The sequence below is a fragment of the Rhizobium rosettiformans genome (assembly GCF_016806065.1).
GTDB lineage: Bacteria > Pseudomonadota > Alphaproteobacteria > Rhizobiales > Rhizobiaceae > Allorhizobium.
Genome location: NZ_CP032405.1, coordinates 1,057,903 through 1,077,048 on the forward strand (window position 1 = coordinate 1,057,903; position 19,146 = coordinate 1,077,048).

Annotated in this window: 8 protein-coding genes; 3 read left to right on the forward strand and 5 right to left on the reverse strand. The window is 61.6% G+C overall.

Annotated features, from left to right (window positions below; translation table 11 throughout):
- Positions 1 to 49 precede the first annotated feature (49 nt).
- Positions 50 to 1,315, reverse strand: coding sequence for a flavodoxin-dependent (E)-4-hydroxy-3-methylbut-2-enyl-diphosphate synthase (gene ispG, locus D4A92_RS05120; protein ID WP_006724395.1), 1,266 nt, complete (start codon positions 1,313 to 1,315; stop codon positions 50 to 52).
- A 130-nt stretch (positions 1,316 to 1,445) separates the two neighbouring features.
- Positions 1,446 to 2,639 carry an MFS transporter gene (locus D4A92_RS05125; protein WP_203018532.1) on the reverse strand — a complete coding sequence of 398 codons (1,194 nt, stop codon included), beginning with the start codon at positions 2,637 to 2,639 and terminating at the stop codon, positions 1,446 to 1,448.
- A 200-nt stretch (positions 2,640 to 2,839) separates the two neighbouring features.
- Here D4A92_RS05125 and D4A92_RS05130 point away from each other — a divergent pair, with 200 nt between their 5' ends.
- Positions 2,840 to 3,718, forward strand: coding sequence for a DMT family transporter (locus D4A92_RS05130; RefSeq protein WP_203018533.1), 879 nt, complete (start codon positions 2,840 to 2,842; stop codon positions 3,716 to 3,718).
- Here the strand turns inward: D4A92_RS05130 and D4A92_RS05135 are convergent.
- Positions 3,700 to 4,863, reverse strand: a complete 1,164-nt coding sequence (locus D4A92_RS05135; protein ID WP_203018534.1) for a M20 aminoacylase family protein — start codon at positions 4,861 to 4,863, stop codon at positions 3,700 to 3,702. The two genes, D4A92_RS05130 and D4A92_RS05135, sit on opposite strands and share 19 nt — an antisense overlap.
- 137 nt (positions 4,864 to 5,000) lie before the next feature.
- On the opposite strand from D4A92_RS05135, the gene D4A92_RS05140 reads away from it, so the two are divergent.
- Together D4A92_RS05140 and D4A92_RS05145 are read left to right on the forward strand one after the other, a co-directional pair.
- The gene (locus tag D4A92_RS05140; RefSeq protein ID WP_203018535.1) at positions 5,001 to 5,636 is read left to right on the forward strand and encodes a TetR family transcriptional regulator C-terminal domain-containing protein; all 636 of its coding nucleotides are present in this window, start codon (positions 5,001 to 5,003) and stop codon (positions 5,634 to 5,636) included.
- Positions 5,637 to 5,993: 357 nt separating this feature from the next.
- A complete protein-coding gene (locus tag D4A92_RS05145) occupies positions 5,994 to 14,501 on the forward strand; it encodes a GH36-type glycosyl hydrolase domain-containing protein (protein ID WP_203018536.1) in 8,508 nt (2,835 codons plus the stop codon).
- A gap of 77 nt (positions 14,502 to 14,578) precedes the next feature.
- Here the strand turns inward: D4A92_RS05145 and pyc are convergent, their stop codons facing one another.
- Together pyc and D4A92_RS05155 are read right to left on the reverse strand one after the other, a co-directional pair.
- Positions 14,579 to 18,040, reverse strand: coding sequence for a pyruvate carboxylase (gene pyc / locus D4A92_RS05150; protein ID WP_203018537.1), 3,462 nt, complete (start codon positions 18,038 to 18,040; stop codon positions 14,579 to 14,581).
- A gap of 117 nt (positions 18,041 to 18,157) precedes the next feature.
- A complete protein-coding gene (locus tag D4A92_RS05155) occupies positions 18,158 to 18,895 on the reverse strand; it encodes a LuxR family transcriptional regulator (RefSeq protein WP_203019839.1) in 738 nt (245 codons plus the stop codon).
- Positions 18,896 to 19,146: the final 251 nt, after the last annotated feature.

Here is a 19,146-nt window from a genome sequence, read left to right on the forward strand (position 1 = left end):
ATAATCCGTCAACCGTGAAATTGCGGCAACATAAAGTTGGCCAGCACGCTCACTCGGCCGCCGATTTCTGGCCATAGCGCTTCTCGATATAGTCGGCCACCAGCGCCTCGAAATCGGCTGCGATGTTCGGACCGCGCAAGGTCATCGCCTTCTGGCCATCAATAAACACGGGAGCCGCCGGGTTTTCACCGGTCCCTGGAAGCGAGATGCCAATATCGGCATGCTTGCTTTCGCCGGGGCCGTTGACGATACAGCCCATGACCGCAACGTTCAGGCCTTCGACACCCGGATACTTGTCGCGCCAGACGGGCATGTTCTTGCGAAGGTCATCCTGGATCTTCTGCGCGAGTTCCTGGAAGACCGTCGAGGTGGTGCGACCACAGCCGGGACATGCCGCGACAACAGGCACGAACTGGCGGAAGCCCATGACCTGCAGCAGTTCCTGAGCTACCTGAACCTCGCGTGTGCGATCGCCGTTCGGTTCGGGGGTGAGCGAAACGCGGATCGTGTCCCCAATACCATGCTGCAACACGTAGCCCATGGCTGCCGACGAGGCGACGATACCCTTCGAGCCCATGCCCGCCTCGGTGAGCCCGAGATGCAGCGCGTGGTCCGAGCGATCCGCCAGCATCGAATAGACAGCGATCAGGTCCTGCACCTGGCTGACCTTGGCCGAGAGAATGATGCGGTTGCGCGGCAGGCCAATCTCCTCGGCAAGCTCTGCGGACAGCAATGCCGACTGGACGATCGCTTCACGCGTGACCTGGCGCGCCGAAAGCGGTGAACCATTGGCCGCGTTCTCGTCCATCAGCCGGGTCAGGAGCTCCTGGTCGAGCGAGCCCCAATTGACCCCGATGCGGACAGGCTTGTCGTAGCGGATCGCCATTTCGACGATCTCGGCGAACTGCTTGTCCTTCTTGTCCTTGAAGCCGACATTCCCGGGATTGATACGGTACTTGGCGAGCGCCTCGGCACAGGCCGGGTGATCGGCGAGCAGCTTGTGGCCGATATAATGGAAATCGCCGATCAGCGGCACGTCCATGCCGAGCCGGAGCAGGCGCTCGCGGATCTTCGGAACGGCGGCGGCACTTTCGTCACGGTCGACAGTGATGCGGACGACCTCGGAGCCTGCCTTGTAGAGGGCAGCAACCTGGGCAACGGTCGCGTCGATGTCTGCGGTGTCGGTATTGGTCATCGACTGAACGACGACGGGAGCTCCACCGCCGATGATGACGCCACCCACTTCAACCGCGACCGACGAACGGCGCGGTTTGGGGTCAAAGGCATCGGCGGGCTGGATCAGGGGTGCGGTCATGGCTGTTTCTCTGCAAGCCTCAATCGCCATGGAGGTGGATCAAAGCCGATCGCTTGTCAACCGCAACACGCCGATGCGCGATCACATGCGCGTCTGCAGCCGCCGAGAGCGTCCACATACGAGGTCCGGGTCAATGGCCGCTCGCCCGGTCTGCATGGCGCGCAAGCCGGGATAGCCCAAGCACAACGATCAGCAGAGCTGGAATCGCTGTGTAGACACTCGACAGCGACGTGTGCTCGGCCACAAACCCGATCAGAGACGGGGCAAAGAGGATGCCGGAATAGCCCATGGTGGTGACGACGGAGAGGCCGACTCCCGGAGCAAGCCCCGGAATATTGCCGCCAGCCGAAAAGGCGATTGGCACCATGTTCGAGATGCCGATTCCGGTGATGGCAAAGCCGATCAGCGCAAAGGTGACGCTGGAAGACTGGCCCGCCATGACGAGCCCGATGATCGCAGCCACGCCGCAGAAGCGCAGCGTGTTGACGGCGCCGAAGCGGTCACGGATGAAGTCGCCCGCAAAACGGCAGACCGCCATGGTCAACGAGAAGGCGGCAAAGGCGAAGCCCGACATTTCCGTCGAGGCATTTAGCTCGTTGCGCAGGTAGAGCGCGCTCCAGTCAAGCACGGTGCCCTCAGGGATCATGCAGAACAACGCGATTGTGCCGATCAGCCAGGGCAGCGGCGTCATCGGCAGCTTGGCCTTGGCCGGTTCGTCGGTTGGATGTGGCGCGTCCGATAGGATCATCGGGCGGGCGACCAGGAAGAGGACGACGCAGACGGCTGCCAGAAGCAGCACGTGACCAGTGACACCGAGCGAGGCAATCAGGAAACCACCGGTCGCCGCACCGCAAAGGCCACCCAGGCTCCAGAAGGCGTGACAGGAGGACATGATCGAGCGGCGCATGCTGCGCTCGACCGCAACGGCATTGGCATTCATCGCCACATCCATCGCTCCGGTCAGGCCGCCGAACAGGAATATGGCGATGGCTCCGGTCCAGAGATTGTCGACCAGCGTTACCAGAACGATTGTGGGGATGAACAGGATTGTCGTGATCTCGACCACGCGACGCGAGCCGTAGCGTGCAATCTGCATGCCGGCGATTGGCATCAGTACCAGCGACCCCACGCCGAAGACGAAGATCATCACGCCCAGCATCAGCTCCGACAATCCGAGCGCCTCTGAGAAGAACGGAATTTTCGGCGCCCAGGCTCCGATGACGAGGCCATTCAGGAAGAAGAGCAGCGCAACCGCCACCCGCTCCCTGGTGACGATCGGTGCCGGTGCGGCGGTGGAAGTGATGGTGTGGGCGATGTCATTCATGTCCTGCTCCCATAGTCGGGCGCACTGTAATTAAATCGATTTAAACGACAACATGCCCCGCACGTCCCAACTGTAAATTTTTGTTTCGCACGACAACAATGTCGGAGATCCGGACGGGGATTGACAGAACCCGGCCAACGCCTGACACAGATAGCCATTGCGGACCTCCCCCTGTGCCGCCCGACCCGAAAGACGCTTCCGTGAAAACCGCAGTTGGTGCTGGTATTCTCCTCTCCAGCCTCGCTTATCTCTGCTTTGCCATGCATGACGCCATGATCAAGCTGCTGGTGGAGACAACCACCGTCTGGCAGATCCTGTTTTGCCGCAGCATTGCGATCCTGCTTGGCTGTTACATCCTCGGTGGCCGCTCACTCGCCCGGGAGACGGTGACGTCGCCGGCGCTTCGCCCGATGATGCTGCGCAGTCTTTTCCTGCTCGCCGCCTGGCTCTGTTACTTTAACGCGGCCAAGCATCTGCCCCTCGCAGATCTGACGACACTCTATTTCGCCGCACCGATCGCAGCGATCCTGCTCGCCATCCCGATCCTGGGCGAACGCGTCCCCATCAGCAGCTGGATTGCCGTCATGACCGGCTTCGTCGGCGTGGTCATCGCCAGCAATCCGACAGGCCTTGCGACCGGCTGGCCCGTCTACCTCGCCCTCATCGCGGCCATCTGCTGGGCGATCGCCACGACGCTGCTCAGAACCACCAGCAAGAGCGCCAGCAGCATGGTTCAGATGACGATGACGAATGTCTTCTTCCTGGCCCTGACGACACCCATGGCCATCCTCTCCTGGACCACGCCAAGCGGTCCGACGCAGATAATGCTGCTGGCCGTCGGCTTCATCGGCGGTCTTGGCCAGATGAGCTTTTTCGAGGCGCTGCGCCGCGCCCCGATCTCGGTGATTGCACCCCTGGAGTATACGGCACTCGTCTGGGCCTTCGCGCTCGGCTACACGATCTGGGGAGACATCCCGGGACCGAATGTCTGGGCCGGCGCCGTCCTGATCGCCGGCGCAGGCCTCATCATTCTCTTTGCCCAGCGGCGCAAGATGCCCGCTCAGGACCTCGAGAGATAGCGCTCGGCAAGTTCCACCCAGAGGGTGGTCCCGACCGGCAGGATATCGTCGTTGAAGTCATAGCGCGGGTGGTGCAGCGGCGGATCGTTGGGTGTCCGCTGCGTTCCGAGGAAGAAATAGCTGCCCGGGCGCTTGGCGAGCATGTAGGCGAAATCCTCGCTCCCCATCATCGGGCGCGGCAGGTCATAGACCTTGTCCTGTCCAGCAAAGCTCACCGCGAGATCACGGACGAAATCGGTTTCGGCCTTGTGGTTGATGGTCGGGTCGTATCCCCTTTCATAGTCGATGGTCACGCCCATGCCGTAACTCGCCGCCTGACCTTCGGCCACCGCGCGAATGCGCTGCTCAAGCTGGTCGCGGACCTTGGGATCGAAGGAGCGGATCGACAGCACCATCTCTGCCCGCTCCGGAATGACATTGCTCGCCGCACCCGCATGGAACCCGCCGACGGTGATGACGGTCGGATCGAGCGGGTGGATGTTGCGCGACACGATCGTCTGCAGCGCCATCACGATGGACGCGCCACACACAATGGGATCGGCCGTCGATTGCGGTTCGGCCCCGTGACCACCACGGCCGTTGACGGTGATCTTGCACTCGTCGACGGCAGCCATGATCGGCCCTTCCCGGAGCGCGATATGGCCGAACGGGATCTCCGGATCGTTATGCAGCGCGAAAACCGCATCGCAGGGGAAGCGATCGAAAAGGCCGTCCTCGATCATGATCCGCGCGCCGCCGAAATTCTCTTCCGCCGGCTGAAAGATCAGGTGAATGACGCCGTCGAAATTCCGTCGCTCGGCAAGGATCTTCGCCGCGCCGAGAAGCATCGCAGTATGGCCGTCATGACCACAGGCATGCATCACGCCCGGTATCTCGCTCGCATAGGGAAGGCCGGTCTCTTCGAGGATCGGCAGAGCGTCGAAGTCGGCGCGAATGCCGATGCTTCGCTCGCTCGACCCGTTTCTGAGGGTGGCGACAATACCGGTCTTGGCAAGCCCGCGCGTCACCTCATAGCCGAGCGCGGTCAGCTGCTCGGCGACATAGTCCGATGTCTTGAATTCCGACAGGCCGATCTCCGGAAACCGATGCAGATGATGTCGCGTCGCGAGCACTTCAGCCATCACATTGGGCGCATGGATCGTCATGGAAATTGCCTTTCGGTCGTCTGGGCATGAGCAATGAAGCGCGGACTGTGGCACTTGCCGGTCCGTTGTTCAACCGTATAAAAAGACGTCCGCGGCTGACGAAAACAAGCCGCCTTACCCGTGCCGGAGAGACCACCATGACACGACGCACGTTCCAGCGTGCCGGTGAAGCCGAGCGCCGGAAGGATCTGATCGCGGCGACCCTGGACAGCGTTTCCGAACATGGCCTGGAAGGCGCAACCGTCCGCGACATCGCCGCCAGAGCCGGCGTGACCGGCGGTTTGATCCGCCATTATTTTTCCGGCAAGGACGAGATGGTTCAGGCTGCCTATCGCGAAATGCTGGCGGGCATGACCGGCTCCGCCGTCGATGCCATGGCAGAAGCTGGCGCGAACCCGCAGCGGCGCCTGCATGACTTCATCGTCGCCAATGTCAGCCCACCGATCGCCGACCCGAAGGCGTTGTCCCTCTGGGCAGCTTTCATCGGACGTGTGCGATCGGATGAGGAACTCGCCCGTATCCATCGGGAAAACTACATGGTCTTCATCGGCATACTCGAAGAGCTCGTCGGAGCCGTCCTGGAGGCACGACAACACGAACCACCCTTCTCCGAAGTCCGCCATCTCGCGGTCGCGATCAACGGGCTCATCGACGGTTTGTGGCTTGAGAATTCGCTCGCGAGCGACCTCTTCGACGAGGGACGGCTGCCGCAGATCGCACTGGATGCGGTCGAGGCCATGCTGGGCGGATTGTCGTTGAGAGGCACGAACTGAGCAATCCGACCCGCGTCGCGAACACGCATTAGGGCTCCGAGCATTCGGGATCTGGTAACCTCACCGACAGATCGCTTGCCCGCGAAGTTTGACCCTGCTTCATCGCTGCGCGGCGGCTGCGAGCAAGCCCCTTGGACAGCAGCTTGAAATAAGGCATAAAAACGCCAATTCACCTGCCTGGATGCGAAAGTCGCAAAGAGTGTCCGTCCGCCTCTGTTAACCGTCGTATTACGGCCTCTTTCTGCCTCGATTGTTGGTCAATAACCCAATTTTGTGCAATGAGGCGCGGCGGCAAAGACCAGACGGTCGGACCACAACGGCTTTCTATTGAACCATCGAACCGAGAACCTATTTTTCATGACGCTGCATGTCCCATCGCGCGACCTCGAAACCAAGCAGATCGACCACAACGATTCCATTCGATCTGCCTATTTTACGATCGAGGAGTTGCGGGAGAGCGCCGCTTCCCTGGCGCTGAACGGCGTCGAAGAACTTCCGGGTCTGATGGACTTCGACTTCTTCGCCCGGCACAAGGAAAACGAGCGCGAGATCCTGCGCGTCTATCGCGCGACGGCGGCTGACGTCGAAGCCGGGGCTGCGATCACGCCCGCAGCAGAGTGGTTGCTCGACAACCACTACGTTATCGAAGAAGCGATCCAGGAAGTTCGCCGCGACTTCCCGAAGAAGTTCTATCGGCAGCTCCCGACGATGAAGATCGGAAGCCGCGAAATTCCGCGAACCATGGCTCTGGCCTGGCTCTACGTGGCCCACACCCATTCGACGGTCAGCCAGGAAAGCATGACGGCCCTGGTCGAAGGCTATCAGCAGCACCAGACGCTGGAGATCGGCGAACTCTGGGCGCTGCCCTCGATCGTCCGATTCGTGCTGACCGAAAACCTCCGCCGCATCGCGACCCGCGTCGATCGTTCGCGCCGGATGCGCCGCCGGGCCAACGAGGTGGCCGACGAGATCATCCGCTTAAACGACCCGGTCGCGGCCGCGACCTATCTCAGCCAGATCGAACAGCTCGCCGACGACAACACCTTCGCGACGCAGTTCCTCTACCGCCTGCGCAATGGCTCGCAGAACACGAGCTTTGCCGTCGAATGGCTGGAAAGCCGACTGGAAGCGGCCGGCCGCAACGCCCAGGAGGCGATGGACGCCGAGCACAACCGTCTCTCCTCCGGCAATGTCACGATGGGCAACATCGTGCGCGGCCTGCGAGAGATCGACGACAAGGAGTGGTCGGTCTGGGTCGAAGAAGTCAGCCATGTCGACCGGGTTCTCGGCCAGCACACGGATTACCGCGAACTCGATTTCGGGTCGCGCAATGCCTACCGCAACACGATCGAAAGGCTGGCGCGTCGTTGCGACCAGAGCGAGATCGAGATTGCCCAGACCGCAATCGACCTGGCGACACAGTCGGTAGGCACTGATGGACATCTTGACGTCGGAAGCTATCTCGTCGGCAACAGACGGACCGAGCTGGAAAGCGCCATCGGTTACAGCCAGCCGCTCTCCCGGATCCTGAGCGACGGCATTAAGCGGCTGAACTGGCTCTCCATCGCGATCCCGGTCATTGCGCTCACCGTCGCAGCCCTTGCCATCATTGGATACTTCCTCAACCATGCCGGCCTACAGACCTCGCTCATCCTGATCCTGCTGCTCATGGTGTCACTGCCGGTATCCGAAGGCGCGACGGGACTGTTCAACACGCTCGTCACCTTTTTCGTCAGACCCGTTCGACTGACCGGCTACGAATTCAAGCAGGGCATTCCTGAAGAAGCACGCACCCTCGTCGTTGTACCCTGCATGATCACCAAGCGCGACGACGTCGACGAACTCGTCCGCAACCTCGAAGTCCACTACCTGACCAACCCGCATGGCGAGATCTATTTCGCGCTGTTGAGCGACTGGAAGGACAGCCAGACGGAAGAAACCCCGGCCGATCTCGAAGTCCTCGATTATGCCAAGCGCGAACTCGCCCAACTCAATGGCCGCTACGATTTCGGGGGCAAGACCCGCTTCTACCTCTTGCATCGTCGTCGTCTCTACAACGAAGCCGAAGGCTGCTGGATGGGCTGGGAACGCAAGCGCGGCAAGCTGCACGAGTTGAACCTCCTGCTGCGGGGCGATCGCGACACGTCTTATCTGCCGGGCGCCAACATGGTGCCGGAGAACGTGCGTTACGTGATGACGCTCGATGCCGACACCCGCCTGATGCGCGACGCCGTCACCAAGCTCGTCGGCAAGATGCACCATCCAATCAATCGTCCGGTTCACGACGAAAAGACCGGTCGCGTGATCAGCGGCTACGGCGTCCTGCAGCCGCGCGTCACACCCTCGCTGACGACGGGCAAGGATGCCTCGGTCTTTCAGCGCATCTTCTCGATGAACCGCGGCCTCGACCCATACGTCTTCACGGTTTCAGACGTCTATCAGGACATCACCGCCGAAGGCACCTTTACCGGCAAGGGCCTTTACGACGTCGACGCCTTCGAGACGGCGATCAAGGGCCGGATCGACGAGAACAGCGTTCTCAGCCACGACTTGCTCGAAGGCTCCTTCGCCCGCTGCGCCCTCGTCACCGACGTCGAGCTGGTCGAAGACTTCCCGACCCGCTACGAGGTGGAAATCTCGCGCCAGCACCGCTGGGCCCGCGGCGACTGGCAGCTCATTCCCTATATTGGCGACACCAGTCGCGGCATCACCAGCCTTGGCCGCTGGAAGATGGTCGACAACCTGCGCCGTTCGCTGACGCCGATCGCCTGGTATGCCGCCTCGGTTCTCGGCTGGGCCACCATGGAGCCGGTGGGCGCCACCATCTGGCAGCTGCTCTTGATCTTCAGCCTATTCGTCGCCCCGACCCTGTCACTTCTGTCGGGCATCGTCCCGCGCCAGACCGATATCGTTCCGGCGGCGCATTTCCAGACGCTGTGGTCGGAAGTCCGCTCGATCAACGCCCAGGTCGCGCTCCGCATCGTCTTCATCGCCGACAATGCCTGCATGATGGCTGACGCCATCGCCCGTTCTCTTTATCGCATGTTTGTCAGCCGCAAGCTGCTGCTCGAATGGCGCACGGCTGCCAGCGTCCAGTCGGCCGCCCAGGGCACGATCGCCTCCTATTACGAGAACATGCGCCATGCGCCGATCCTGGCCATCCTCTCGGTCGGCGTCGCGGCACTGCCGGGCGGCTATGGCTATCTGATCGGTCTTCCCTTCGCCTTCCTTTGGGTCCTCTCCCCGCTGCTCGCCTGGTATGTCAGCCAGTCGGCCGAGACCGAAGACAGCCTGGAGGTGCCGGAAAACGTCTCCTACGAGCTGCGCAAGATCGCGCGCCGCACCTGGCGTTATTATGAGACATTCACGACCGCCGGGGACAACTATCTGCCCCCGGACAATTTCCAGGAAACGCCAGAACCGCTGATCGCCCATCGCACCTCGCCGACCAATATCGGCGTCTATTTGCTCTCCGTCGTTTCCGCGCGGCACTTCGGCTGGCTGAGCTTCGAACAGACGATCGAGCGCATGGAGCAGACAATCTCCACCGTCGAACGGATGGAGAAGTATCGGGGTCATCTCTACAACTGGTACTATACCGACACGCTGCAGACCCTTGGCCCAAAGTATATTTCGGCGGTCGACAGCGGCAATCTCGCCGGCCATCTGATCGCGATCGCCTCGGCCTGCCGCGAATGGGCGGAGGCTCCGTCCGCACACCTTCAGGGCAACTTCGACGGCATCGGCGATGTCGGCGGCATCCTGCTCGAAATCCTTGAGCAACTGCCCGACGACCGAAAGACGGTGCGTCCGCTGCGCAAGCGTCTGGAAGAGCGCATCATCGGATTCAACACGGCGCTTGCCGCCGTCAAGCGCGAGCATGAATTCGCCTCGATCCGCATCATCAATCTCGCAGTGCTTGCCCGTGACGCACAGAAGCTGGCGGCAAATCTCCACCACGAGATCCGCTCCGAAGCGAGTGCCGAAGTCGTACGCTGGACGGAAGCGCTGGTCTCGGTTTGCGAAGCCCACATTGCAGACACCGCCTTCGACCTGTCGAACATCGATCCGCTGCGCCAGCGCTTGAGCCAGCTCTCTGAGCGCGCCCGGAACCTCGCCTTTTCGATGGACTTCACCTTCCTCTTCCGTCCGGAGCGCCGCCTGCTGTCGATCGGCTATCGCGTCGACGCACGCGAACTGGACGAGGCCTGCTACGACCTGCTCGCGTCGGAATGCCGTCTGACCAGCCTGTTTGCGATCGCCAAAGGTGATCTACCGACGGAACACTGGTACCGACTCGGTCGCCAGGTCGTGCCGATCGGTGCCCGCGCAGCGTTGATCTCCTGGTCGGGCTCGATGTTCGAATATCTGATGCCGCCGCTCGTCATGCAGGAGCGGCAGGGTGGCATTCTTAACCAGACGAACAATCTCGTGGTCATCGAACAGATGAACCACGGCCGCCGGCTGAACATCCCCTGGGGCATCTCGGAAGCGGCCTTTAACGCCCGCGACCACGAGATGAATTATCAGTACACCAACTTCGGTGTGCCGACGCTCGGCCTCAAGCGTGGCCTGGGCCAGAACGCCGTCGTGGCCCCCTATGCCTCGATCCTTGCGAGCCAGTATTATCCGGAAGCCGCACTCGAGAACCTGACGCGACTGCGCAAGCTGGGCGCTCTCGGCCCCTTCGGCTTCCATGATGCCGTCGACTTCACCCCGACGCGCCTGCCGGACGGCAAGAAGTGCGCCGTCGTCAAGAACTACTATGCCCACCATCATGGCATGTCGATCGCAGCCATCGCCAACGTCGCCTTCAACGGCCGTCTGCGTGCGCTATTCCATGCCGATCCGGTGATCGAAGCGGCAGAACTTCTCCTGCAGGAGAAGACGCCTCGCGAAATCCCGGTCATGAGCGCGAAATACGAGCCGCAGACCCCGGCCAAGGGCCAGGCAGACCTTCTGCGCGCCGAAGTCCGCACGATCGAGGATCCCGCGACCAAGGACCGCGAAGTCGTATTCCTGTCGAATGGCCACTATTCGGTGATGATGACAGCCACCGGCTCCGGTTTCTCGCGCTGGAATGGTCAGGCCGTCACCCGCTGGAAACCCGATACGACCGAAGACCGCTGGGGCACCTTCCTCTTCCTGCGCGACACCGCAACAAACGAGTGGTGGTCCGCGACTGCAGCCCCGCGCCGTGCAGCGGACGAACAGACCAAAGTCATCTTCGGCGACGACAAGGCGGAGTTCTTCAAGACCGTGGGCGACATCTCCACCTCGGTCGAATGCATTGTCGGCACCGAGCATGATGCCGAAGGCCGCAGGCTGACGATCCTGAACACCGGGACGGAAGACCGCTACATCGAGGTTACGTCCTACACCGAGCCGGTGCTGGCTTACGAGGACAGCGACAACGCCCATCCGCTCTTCTCGCGCATGTTCGTCAAGACCGAATTCGGTCGTCGCCGCGACGTCATTCGGGCCGAGCGCAACAAGCGCAGCCCATCGGATCCGGATATGTGCGTCGCCCATCTGGTGGTCGACAGCGCCGGACAGGGCCGCCCCACCGAGTTTGAAACCGATCGCCGCAAGTTCCTCGGTCGTGGCCGCAGTCTCGGCGAGGCAGCAGCGTTCGATCCCGGCGCAAACCTCTCCGGCTCGGAAGGCTTTACGCTCGATCCGATCTTGAGCCTTCGCCGCGTGGTGCGCGTGCCGGCCGGCAAGAAGGTTCAGGTCATCTTCTGGACCATGGCGGCACCCAGCCGCGAGGAAATCGATCAGGCAATCGAGCGCTACCGTCATCCGGATTCCTTCAGCCACGAGCTCATCCATGCCTGGACGCGTGCCCAGGTCGAGCTTCGCCATATCGGCATCACCTCGCAGCAGGCGGCTGCCTTCCAGCATCTCGGCCGTTACCTGACCTATCCCGACAACCATCTGCGCGCGGATCCGGAAACCGTCCGCAAGGGACTGAGATCGCAGTCGGCACTCTGGCCCATGTCGATTTCGGGCGACTTCCCGATCTTTGCGCTGCGCATCAACGACGACATGGACATGGACATTGCCCGGGAAGCGATGAGTGCGCTGGAATATCTGCGTCGCCGCGGCGTAGTCGCCGATCTCGCGATCATCAATGAGCGCGCGACATCCTATGCGCAGGACATGCAGCATGCACTCGACCAGATGGCAGACAACCTGCGCCACCGCCTGCCGGGTGGCCGCCAGCATGTCTTTACAGTCCGCGACGACCTGCAGGACGAAGGCGCGACGCTTGCGGTCCTCGCGGCAGCCCGTGTCGTGCTGCACACCCGCAACGGCAAGATCGTCGATCAGGTGAACCGCGCCGTCTCGCTCTTTGCGACACCGCGAACCATCGACGGCGAGCCAGAGTGGGCAGGCCTTCCGCCAGTGCTGCCGGCACCTGCAAAGGCGACATCGCCGGTCGACGGTTCCGACCTCGACTTCTGGAACGGCTTCGGCGGCTTCTCGAAAGATGGTTCGGAATATGTCGTGCGTCTCAATGGATCTGCGACAACGCCGCAGCCCTGGATCAACGTTATCGCCAACGAGAACTTCGGCTTCCACGTATCCGCCGAAGGCGCCGGCTTCACCTGGAGCCAGAACTCGCGCGACTACCAGCTGACGCCCTGGACCAATGATCCCGTGGTAAACCGTCCGGGCGAGGCTTTCTACGTGACCGATCTCGGCAGCGGACGCGCCTATGCGACCGTGAGCGCCCTGAACCTCGATCCGGCAGCGACCTTCGAGACGCGCCATGGCATGGGTTACTCGACCTTCATTAGCCAGCACGGCGATCTCCAGATCGAACTGACCCAGACCGTGGATCGCGAGCGGCCGGTCAAGCTCACAAAGATCCGGCTGAAGAACGCGAGCCCTGAGCCACGCAAGTTCCGCATCTACGGCTATGCAGAATGGGTCCTCGGCAACAACAGCGCCCGCACCGCCCCCTTCATTCTGTCGAGCTTCGACGAAGAGACCGGGGCGCTCCTCGCCTCCAATCCCTATGACATCAACTATTCGGGTCGCTTTGCCTTCCTGGCCGGACCGGAACAGCCGGACGGCTACACGACAAGCCGTCGCGAATTCATCGGACGCAACGGCACGATCAAGCTGCCACAGGCCGTCGCCCGCGCCTCCGGGCTCACAGACTCAATCGAGAGCGAAAGCGACCCTTGCGCCGCCATCGCCTTCGATGTCGAGCTGGCACCCGGTCAGTCACGCGACATGACCTTCCTGCTCGGTGAAACCGAGACAGCGGAAGCAGCAGTCGATCTCGTGAAAACGGTCCGCGGTTCAGGCTTCGAGACGGTCCTCAAGGCCAACCGCGATTTCTGGACAGGCTTCACCGGCAAGCTCTCGGTGGAGACCGGCGACAAGTCCTTCGACAATCTCGTCAATCGCTGGCTGCCCTATCAGGCGCTGGCCTGCCGGATCTTCGGGCGCGCCGGCTTCTACCAGGCAAGCGGTGCTTACGGCTTCCGTGACCAGTTGCAGGACACCCTTGCCTTCCTGACCGTGGAACCACAACTCGCCCGTCGCCAGATCCTGAACGCCGCCGCGCGCCAGTTTGTCGAAGGAGACGTACAGCATTGGTGGCTTCCGCAGACGGGCGCGGGTGTCCGCACCATGATCTCCGACGATGTCGTCTGGCTCGCCTATGCGATCGATCAGTATGTGTCGGCCACAGGCGATGAAACGGTCCTTGCCGAACAGATCCCGTTCATCGAGGGACCGCAACTCACGCAGGATCAGCATGACAGCTTCTTCCTGCCGAATGTCGCCGCCGAAACGGCCGATCTTTACGAACATGCGGCCCGCGCGCTCGACCTCGCCATTGCCCGGACCGGCGAGCACGGTCTGCCGCTGATCCTTGGCGGCGACTGGAACGACGGCATGAACCGTGTGGGCATCGAAGGCCGCGGCGAAAGCGTCTGGCTGGGCTGGTTGCTCGCCGCCACATTGGACCGCTTCAGGCTGCAGGCCGACAAGCGTGGCGACCAAGACCGCAGTGCCCGCTGGAGCGAGCATGTCGCCAAGCTGAAAACGGCTCTGGAAACGGCCGGTTGGGACGGAGACCATTATCGTCGTGGCTATTTCGACGACGGCTCACCGCTCGGTTCGAATGACTCACGCCAGTGCCAGATCGACTCCATTGCCCAGTCCTGGAGCGTTCTGTCCGGGATGGGAGATCCTGCCCACACCGAAAGGGCACTCGATTCCGCCGTCTCGAAGCTTGTCGATGGAGAGAATGGCATCGTCCGCCTCTTTACGCCGGCTTTCGAAAAGCCTGAGATCGATCCGGGTTACATCGGTGCCTATCCGCCCGGCGTGCGTGAAAACGGTGGCCAGTATACCCATGCGGCGATCTGGCTCGGCCTGTCCTTGGTAAAGGCGGGTCGCCTCGCCGATGCCTGGCGCGTCTTCGAACTGTTGAACCCGATCAATCATGCGAAAACGGCAGACGAGGCGGAACGTTATCGCGTCGAGCCTTATGTCGTTGCGGCCGATATCTATGGCGGCGACGGCTATGCCGGACGGGGCGGTTGGACCTGGTACACGGGATCTGCCGGCTGGCTCTATCGTTTCGCGGTCGAAGGCTTCCTCGGCATTCGTCGCAAGGGCGGTGTGCTTGTCGTGAACCCGGCCCTGCCGGAACATTGGCAGGGCTTCAAGGCCAAGGTCGACCTAGACGGCCGCAAGGTAGACGTCGCCGTGACACGCAATGCTGCGGGCTACGATGTGACCCTCGATGGCAAGATGCAGGCGACCAGTGCGGATCTGCCGCCTGCACCGCCGCCAGCCAAGAAGCCGGCGCGCAAGCCGAAGATCAAGGCAGCCGAATAGGCAGCCAATTCAGCAAACGAAAGAGGCCCCGCCATCGCTGGCGGGGCCTCTTTCTTTTTGGCTTATCGCCCCGGCTGTCAGGCCGAGTAGACGATCAGCAGATCCTTGGCGTCGATCTGGTCACCAATCCGCACGAGCACTTCCGAAATCACCCCGTCGCGGTCGGCATGCAGCGCCGTTTCCATCTTCATCGCTTCGATCGAAAGCAATACGTCGCCAGACTTGACGGTCTGGCCGGCAGACACGGAAACCTGCGAGATGACACCCGGCATCGGCGCACCGAGCTGTGCGGCATTACCGGTCTCCGCCTTGCGACGGATGGCGCTACCAGAGGCACCATGAGCGCGGTCCGGAACCTTGATACGGCGAGGCTGGCCGTTGAGCTCGAAGAACACGGTGACCATGCCCTTCTCGTCCGTATTGCCAATCGCCTGATTGACGATGACGAGCGTCTTGCCTTTTTCGAGGTCGACGAAAAGCTCCTCGCCGGCCGGCAGTCCATAAAAATACTGCGGCGTCGGGATGACCGAGACCGGACCATACATGTCGGCCGCAAGCGCGTAGTCGGTGAAGACCTTGGGATACATCAGGTAGGACGCGAATTCGAAGCCGCTGACCTCGCGACCGAGCTTTTCCTCGATCAGCTTGCGTTCGGCGTCGAGATCGGCTGGCGGCAACAGGGAACCGGGCACCGCCGTATAGGCCTGCTCACCCTTGAGCGCCTTTTTCTGCAATGCTTCCGGCCAACCGCCGGGCGGCTGACCGAGATCACCCTTCAGCATCGACACGACCGAATCCGGGAAGGCGATGTCCTTGGCCGGGTTCTCGACGTCCGCCACCGAAAGATCCTGGCTTACCATCATCAGCGCCATGTCACCGACGACCTTGGACGACGGCGTTACCTTGACGATATCGCCGAACATCTGGTTGGCGTCGGCATAGGCCTGAGCGACTTCGTGCCAACGGGTCTCAAGGCCGAGCGAACGGGCCTGTTCCTTGAGGTTGGTGAACTGGCCGCCCGGCATTTCGTGCAGATAGACTTCCGAAGCCGGCCCCTTGAGATCGCTCTCGAAGGCCGCATACTGCGTGCGCACGGCTTCCCAGTAGAAAGACAGGCGCCGGATCCAGTGCGGATCGAGACCTGGATCACGTTCGGAGCCGCGCAGGGCCTCGACGATCGAGCCAAGGCAAGGCTGCGAAGTATTGCCCGAGAAGGCGTCCATGGCGGCATCGACCGCATCGACACCCGCTTCGACTGCGGCCAGCACAGTCGCAGCCGCAATGCCGGAGGTGTCATGGGTGTGGAAATGGATCGGCAGACCCGTCTCTTCACGCAGGGCCTTGAACAGCACCTTGGCGGCGGCAGGCTTCAACAGGCCCGCCATGTCCTTGACCGCGATGATATGCGCCCCGGCCTTTTCCAGCTCGGCGGCAAGCGCGGTGTAATACTTCAGATCGTATTTCGGACGAGCCGAGTTGAGGAGATCGCCAGTGTAGCAGATCACCGCCTCGCAGAGCTTGTTCTCCTCGATGACGGCATCCATCGACACCCGCATGTTGTCGACCCAGTTCAGGCAGTCGAAGACGCGGAAGAGGTCGATCCCGCCCTTGGCCGCCTGGCGGACGAAATACTTCACGACATTGTCGGGATAGTTCTTGTAGCCGACGCCGTTCGCGCCGCGCAGCAGCATCTGCAGGAGCAGGTTCGGCGCGCCTTCACGCACCAGGGCCAAACGCTCCCACGGATCTTCCGTCAGGAAGCGCATGGAGACGTCGAAGGTCGCCCCGCCCCAGCATTCCAGCGAGAAGAGGTTCGGCAGCGCGCGGGCATAGGTGTCAGCGATTCTCGCGATATCATGTGTGCGCACCCGCGTCGCCAGCAGCGACTGGTGGCCGTCACGCATGGTCGTGTCGGTCATCAGGATGCGCTTTTCGTTGCGCATCCAGTCGCCGAACTTCTTCGGCCCAAGCTCGTCGAGCAGCTGCTTGGTGCCCGGCTTGATATCGGCATCGATATAGGGAACGACCGGCTCGGCGGCATCGGTCGGCGGCTTGGGACGTCCCTTGACTTCCGGATGGCCGTTGACGGTCACATCAGCAAGATATGTCAGGAGCTTGGTCGCGCGGTCCTGGCGCTTCACCTGCTGGAAGAGCTCCGGCGTCGTGTCGATGAAGCGGGTCGTATAGGAATTGTCGCGGAAGCTCGGGTGGCCGATGATCGCTTCGAGGAAGGTCAGGTTGGTGGCAACACCACGGATGCGGAACTCGCGCAGCGCGCGATCCATGCGGCTGATCGCTTCCTGCGGCGTGCTGCCCGACGCCGTCACCTTGACCAACAGCGGGTCATAGTAGCGGGTGATGATCGCACCCGAATAGGCGGTGCCACCGTCGAGACGGATACCGAAGCCGGCCGCCGAACGATAGGCGGTGATACGGCCATAGTCGGGAATGAAGTTCTGTTCCGGATCCTCGGTGGTGATACGGCACTGCAGCGCGTGACCGTTGAGGCGGATATCGGCCTGATCAGGCACACCCGATTCCGGCGTCCCGATCGCGTGGCCATCCAGAATGTGGATCTGCGCCTTGACGATATCGATGCCTGTCACGACTTCCGTGACCGTGTGCTCGACCTGTATGCGCGGATTGACCTCGATGAAGTAGAATTTGCCGGTATCGGCATCCATCAGATACTCGACGGTGCCGGCGCCGATGTAGTTGGTGGCTTTGGCAATCTTGAGCGAATAGTCGGCCAATTCCTGGCGCTGCGCTTCGTTCAGATAGGGCGCCGGCGCCCGCTCAACGACCTTCTGGTTGCGGCGCTGGATCGAGCAGTCGCGCTCGAAGAGATGCACAACATTGCCATGCGTGTCGCCGAGTACCTGGCTCTCGACGTGACGGGCGCGCTCGACAAGCTTTTCGAGATAGACCTCGTCCTTGCCGAAGGCCGCCATCGCTTCGCGCTTGCCTTCCGTGACCTCGCGCAGCAGGTCCTTCGGATCACGGATCGCGCGCATGCCGCGACCGCCGCCGCCCCAGGAAGCCTTGAGCATGACCGGGTAGCCGATTTCTTCAGCCAAGCGATGGATCTCGGCCTCGTCGTCCGGCAGGGGGTCGGTGGCGGGCACGACCGGCACACCGACGCTGATGGCGAGATTGCGGGCGGCAACCTTGTTGCCGAGCTGGCGCATCGTATCGCTTTTCGGGCCGATGAAAATCAGACCTGCATCGTTGCAGGCATCGACGAATTCGGGACTTTCCGACAGGAGGCCATAGCCCGGATGAATCGCATCGGCGCCCGACAATTTGGCGACGCGGATGATTTCATCGATCGAAAGATAGCTTTCGATCGGGCCAAGATCCCTCTCCAGATGCGGGCCGCGACCAACCTGGTAACTTTCATCCGCTTTGAAGCGATGCAGCGCGAGTTTGTCTTCCTCGGCCCAGATGGCGACCGTTTTCAGACCGAGCTCGTTGGCGGCGCGAAAGACGCGGATCGCGATTTCCGAACGGTTGGCGACAAGGATCTTGGATATTGGCAATTCGATCTCCCCAAAACGATATGCCAGGGCATTGTGCACCTGCGAAGAAAAGTCATAGCGCGTTGTTTTAGGAAGTTCAATTTGCCTTGGTCGACCTCGAGAAGATTCCGCTCCGTCTCAGGTCACCAGGCCGAGACGAAACGACAAAGCCACGACATGCTGGCGATTTTTCGCATTTAGTTTGTCCTGAATACCATTCATGTACCAGTCGACCGTGTGATTGGAAATTTTCAGGATCTTGCTGATCTCGTTGGACGTCAGCCCATCTGCCAGGTAGTTCAGCACTTCCATTTCGCGACGCGTCATCCGCGTATCGATCGGCTTGGCAGCCTCCGTTTCGTTCGCATGCTTGAACTCGAGCAGACGCCAATAGGCCTTCTTCGCCACAGCATCGAACAGCGCGATCTCAGTTGGCGACAGATCAACAGGACGCCCGCCGACCGTCATGTTGCCCAGCAGACCTGTGCGTCCATGAACGGGGAAAATGTAGCCATCCATCAGCCCGAAACGCATGCTGTCTCCGAGCATGCGCTCCATCCGCTTGCGATGCGGATCGGCGCGGAAGGCGTACAGCGCGTCGCGCCAGCGGAATCCGGCATGCGCCTGTCCGAGAAAGCGGATCGTCGGATCGATCAGGACGTATTTCTTGGCGATGTAGAGCTGCGGCCAACCTTCGGGCCAGTGGCCGGTGAGGACGAGGTTCATCGGGTTCTCGTCCGGCTTCGGCTGGCGAACAACCCCATAATACTCGAAGCCATAGCCTCGAACCAGTTTCTCCAGCTCCGAAACAACCTCGGCTGCCGATCGGCATTCGTCGACGATGACAAGGAAATGCAGCAATTGGTTGATATTCACAAAGTCTCTCCAAAATGCGCGTCTAAAATTACCATTAAAAAGCCACGAGCGACGGCTTTTTCGGCCACGCGAAGCAATTTGAACGTTTACCGTCAAAATGGGTTATTGGAAACCTATGGCGGCGTGCGGAATTCTAGCTTCGACCGACCATCAAGCGCTGTCTGGCGTCGGTGGGATCTTGCGGCAGCATGGCTGTCGCATTAGGCATCCTTTCTGGCTGGCGGACTGCGCGAGCGGAAAATTCGGCGAGT

Excerpts from the sequence above, each read along its gene's own strand:
- ispG (WP_006724395.1), bottom strand. The coding sequence starts at position 1,315 with ATGACCGCACCCCTGATCCAGCCCGCCGATGCCTTTGACCCCAAACCG.
- D4A92_RS05125 (WP_203018532.1), bottom strand. The coding sequence starts at position 2,639 with ATGAATGACATCGCCCACACCATCACTTCCACCGCCGCACCGGCACCG.
- D4A92_RS05135 (WP_203018534.1), bottom strand. The coding sequence starts at position 4,863 with ATGACGATCCATGCGCCCAATGTGATGGCTGAAGTGCTCGCGACGCGA.
- D4A92_RS05140 (WP_203018535.1), top strand. The coding sequence starts at position 5,001 with ATGACACGACGCACGTTCCAGCGTGCCGGTGAAGCCGAGCGCCGGAAG.
- D4A92_RS05145 (WP_203018536.1), top strand. The coding sequence starts at position 5,994 with ATGACGCTGCATGTCCCATCGCGCGACCTCGAAACCAAGCAGATCGAC.